At 32.3% G+C, this 4,219-nt stretch carries 4 protein-coding genes; 3 read left to right on the top strand and 1 reads right to left on the bottom strand.

The genetic code is table 11. The features are described 5' to 3' along the window. Window positions 1-286: 286 nt before the first annotated feature. The 3 genes from FHQ30_RS12835 to FHQ30_RS12825 all read left to right on the top strand — a co-directional run bounded on the left by FHQ30_RS12835 (window position 287) and on the right by FHQ30_RS12825 (window position 3,081). On the top strand, window positions 287-1,108 hold the full coding sequence (locus FHQ30_RS12835) for an MBL fold metallo-hydrolase (protein ID WP_139615069.1): 822 nt from the start codon (window positions 287-289) through the stop codon (window positions 1,106-1,108). Between the two features lie 11 nt (window positions 1,109-1,119). Continuing rightward, on the top strand, window positions 1,120-2,331 hold the full coding sequence (locus tag FHQ30_RS12830; protein ID WP_139613054.1) for an MFS transporter: 1,212 nt from the start codon (window positions 1,120-1,122) through the stop codon (window positions 2,329-2,331). Window positions 2,332-2,415: 84 nt separating this feature from the next. Continuing rightward, window positions 2,416-3,081, top strand: coding sequence for an MgtC/SapB family protein (locus tag FHQ30_RS12825; protein ID WP_442805822.1), 666 nt, complete (start codon window positions 2,416-2,418; stop codon window positions 3,079-3,081). Here the strand turns inward: FHQ30_RS12825 and FHQ30_RS12820 are convergent. Next, window positions 3,074-4,219, bottom strand: a 1,146-nt coding sequence (locus FHQ30_RS12820) for an extracellular solute-binding protein (RefSeq protein ID WP_500692275.1), incomplete at its 5' end; no start/stop codon positions are given. The two genes, FHQ30_RS12825 and FHQ30_RS12820, sit on opposite strands and share 8 nt — an antisense overlap.

Below are 4,219 nucleotides of genomic sequence, written 5' to 3'. Positions count from 1 at the left end.
GGTGTTCGGATACGTCAAAAGTTATCTCAGTCATTTAGATTTCCTTTAAATTTAAGGTTTAAATTTCATGTAAGCGTTTTCATTGAGCAATATAACAATAACTTTGGTAATAAACTGTTAATCAGATCACATGTTTTTAAAAAATTTATTGCAGCAGTTAATCTAACTTTGATCTTAATCACAAAATTAAAAATAAATTTTTGAAACGTTTCAAGATAAGGCCTAATATAAAATAAATTGAAACGATTCAATTTTTTTCTCTAAACTGACTAACAGGAGTTTTGCGATGAATTTACTTTTTCTTGGAACAGGAGCTTCAGAAGGCATTCCCAATCCTTATTGCAAGTGTGAATTGTGTGAAAATGTCAGGACTCAAGGTGGGCATGATGTCCGAACTCGCTCTTCCGCCCTTATCAATGATGAAATTCAAATTGATATTGCTCCGGATTTTTTCTATCAAGCTAAACTGCATCAGATTGATGTCACTCGAATTAAAGATTTATTAATTACACACACCCATCCGGATCATTTCAACACAGGGGAGCTACATAACCGTGTAGAAAATTTTGCTTTTAATGTAGAGCACCCTTTATTTATCTATGGAAGTGATAAAGCAATTACAGGATGTCGCAATGCGATAGAAGATGTTACGCCAGAACGTTTTAATTTATCCATTCTGATTCCTTTTATTACTGTCAAAACCAGCTCTGGCGTATCGATTACTCCCCTTATCGCAAACCATGCCCGCTGGGAGTTATGTTATATTTATCTGATTGAAAAAGATGAAAAAACTATTTTATACGGACATGACTCCGGATTTTATTCTGATCTCACTTGGAATTGGTTAAAAGGTAAGAAATTAGATTTAATCGTTTTGGAATGTACTTATGGCTATCATCAAAACCAATTTACCAATAATCATATGAGCATTGAAACTGTCGTCAATATGAAAAAAGTATTTTCAGAAAACGGTAACCTTGCTCTACATACTCAGATTTATATTTCTCATATTTCTCATAGTTGTGGCTTTAATCACCAAGAATTAAGCCATATTTTTGCCGAACACGACATCCATGTTGCTTATGATGGATTAAACCTTTCTATTTAGGAGCTCAGAATATGTTTAAAATTCCTCGTTTACTAACAATGATGTTCATGCAATATTTTGTACAAGGTGCATGGAATATGACTATTGGTGCGGTGCTGGCGACTTATAGCATGAAAGGTATAATCGGCTCGACTTATTCACTTTTAGGATTGGCAACGATTATTTCACCATTATTTATTGGTATGATTGCCGACCGTTTTTTCCCTTCACAAAAAGTGATCTCAATTTTACATATTTTAAACGGTGCCGTACTATTGTTATTACCAAATTATATTCTGGCAGGTAATGTAAATGCATTTCTCGCTCTCATTTTTGTAGTGGGTCTATTATACTATCCAACTACCGCACTTTCTAACAGCATTGCATTTCACCATATTTCAGATCAAAAATTATTCCCTTATATTCGGGTATTCGGCAATATTGGATTTATCGTTATTGGTTTGATTATGGGATACTATGAAATTTTTGATAATATTATCGTATTTAAAATTGCTGCTATTGCATCTATTGTTTGTGGTCTATATTGTTTTACACTCCCTCATACTCCTCCGGCAACCAAAGGAGCAAAACTTAACTTAAGAACTATTCTATGCCTAGATGCTCTCTCTTTATTTAAAGATAGATACTTTAGCATATTTATGCTTGCAACATTTATTTTAATGATTACGAAAACAGCTTATAGTGCTTATATTCCTGTTTATTTAAAAGTAATGGATTTAAATTCAGCTAATATGATGCAAATAGCTGTGATTACAGAAGTAGTTTTTATGGTATTACTGGTAACTATGCTGAAAAAATATGGTTTTAAAGCCGTTATTACATTAGGAATTATCGGTTGGGTGATTCGCATGTTTATCTTCTCACATGCCTCTACCAGCGAAGACTACTTTATTTATATCCTTATTGGACTATTGTTACAAGGTGTATGTTGGGACTTTTTCTTCACCGCTGGTGATGTTTATGTGAATGCTAAAGCAGACAGCAGTATTAAAGCGCAAGCTCAAGGATTACGTTTTATTGTTTCGAATGGTTTCGGTGTCTTCATGGCATCCTCGCTAATCGGAGCAATTAACAATCGTGTTGTTACAGAAAGCAGTATGCCTGAAGCCGGAAGTCAGTGGGCTGAATTCTGGATTTATCCTGCAATTATTGCTTTGGTGGTCGGTATTATATTTTGGATCTTTTTCAAAGATACTGATGTATTTGTTGCAGAAAATAAATAGAGTAATCAAAATTATACAGGAATTGATATGAACGAAATAAAAACCCAGCTTATATTATTGGGCAGCACATTTAATTTTATTGTGATGTTTAAACTTCTACTTACCTGCTTTTTAGGTGGAATAATTGGTTTGGAAAGAGAAGTTAAAAGAAAACCGGTCGGTATCAAAACCTGTATAATTATCGCTGTAACGACCTGTATTTTAACAGTTGTTTCAATTCATGCGGCTGAATATTATGCCGCATTATCAAGTAATATTAGAACTGATCCAATGAGATTAGCCGCCCAAGTTATTAGTGGCATAGGGTTCATAGGAACAGGCGTTATTTTACATAAAAATAATGATATGATATCCGGGATTACTACTGCAGCAATGATCTGGAGCGCTACTGGTATAGGTATCACCGTTGGAGCTGGCTTCTACGGCGATGCAATTACTGTTGCTATCATCATTATTATTACTTTAAAATATAGCCGTTATTTGAAAGTAATTATCCCAAAGAGAAACTATATTAATAAAATTAACATTATCCTTGATATCAATAGTGAACTAAATATTGAAGATATTACTCAAACTATCCACCATAAAAATTGTCAAGTCGATATCGTAAGCATCAAAGAAGAAAATGATAATCACCTGACACTTTCTATTAGTGCTTACCTTTCTAAACACCAATCTTCTTTTGAGGTATATAAAAAATTAAAGAGTATTCAACATATTAACGGTATTGAAATCAAATATTTCAACTAATACTTTGCATTAATTCTGCTTCATTTTCTGATAAATAGCGATTAATTTCACCTATAACTTGCTCTTCCGAAAGATGGCTAAAAAGATATTTTTTGACCATTTTTCCAATAAAAAACTCAATTTTACGCAAATTAACTGAAAAACCAAGCGGGTTAATATTCTCACGAATACCATTAAACTCTTTCTCATAAGCCAAAGGCAACCATGGCATAGTTTTAATAATCTCTTGATTTGATAAAATATTTTTTCTTGCAGAGTTGCCACCTAACATAACATATTGATCATGAATTTCATCTTGCATAAACCATGACAAAAATTGTATACATTCTTGTTTATGTACAGTATGCTTAGAAATAACCAAACTTCCTCCACCAAACAAAGGCATATCACCGGGAACAGGAGCAAAACCAAGCGAAGGCGAAAGCTCTGCATGGGATAAATGAAAAAAGTGATTCATATAAATAATCAACATAGGGATAGTTTTATTTTCTAACATATTAACAGCATTAGACCACCACTTATCCTCCAGTAGTTTTGCGCTAAGAAATAATGTCTTCAAATTAATTAATACATCAATTGATTTAATAACATCCAACTTTAATGAGTTTAATTCAAATAAACTGGCTGAAAGGGCATAATACCTGATAAAAAACTCTGTTGCCAAAACCTCCTCATCTCCTAAAACCAAAGCTGTTCCATAAGACGTTGGGGAGAGTGAGTTTTTATTTTCGCTAAAAAATTGTACAATGCTATTAAATTCTTCAAAATTTTTTGGAATAGATAAATCTTTCTTATTTTGTTCAAAATACAATCGTCTTATTGTTTGATTTTCAAAAAAATCTTTCCGGTAAAATAATATTTGTATACTAGGATCAAAAGGAACTGCATAAACATCCTCACCCAAAAGACAAAATCTTTTAATAATATCTTGAGAATAATTTTTTTCTAATTGCTTTTTAGTAATAAAATTAAAAGGCGTAAAGTTACTCTTAGCAAACCATGGAAAACTCTCCATATCTATCCTAATAATATCATATTGCTCAGCTTTATTAATATCATTTAAAATTAAAGAAATCTCATTAAAACTGACAATTTCAATATTCACCTTAATTCCAGAAACCTTATGAAAGTGCGGTAT

It is taken from the genome of Testudinibacter sp. 'clade 2', from assembly GCF_006227735.1.
Lineage (GTDB): Bacteria > Pseudomonadota > Gammaproteobacteria > Enterobacterales > Pasteurellaceae > Chelonobacter.
This window is presented reverse-complemented; position numbering and strand designations above follow the sequence as displayed.

Bases quoted from the DNA above. Each gene is read 5' to 3' on its own strand.
- FHQ30_RS12830 (WP_139613054.1), top strand. From the start codon at position 1,120: ATGTTTAAAATTCCTCGTTTACTAACAATGATGTTCATGCAATATTTT.
- FHQ30_RS12825 (WP_442805822.1), top strand. From the start codon at position 2,416: ATGTTTAAACTTCTACTTACCTGCTTTTTAGGTGGAATAATTGGTTTG.
- FHQ30_RS12835 (WP_139615069.1), top strand. From the start codon at position 287: ATGAATTTACTTTTTCTTGGAACAGGAGCTTCAGAAGGCATTCCCAAT.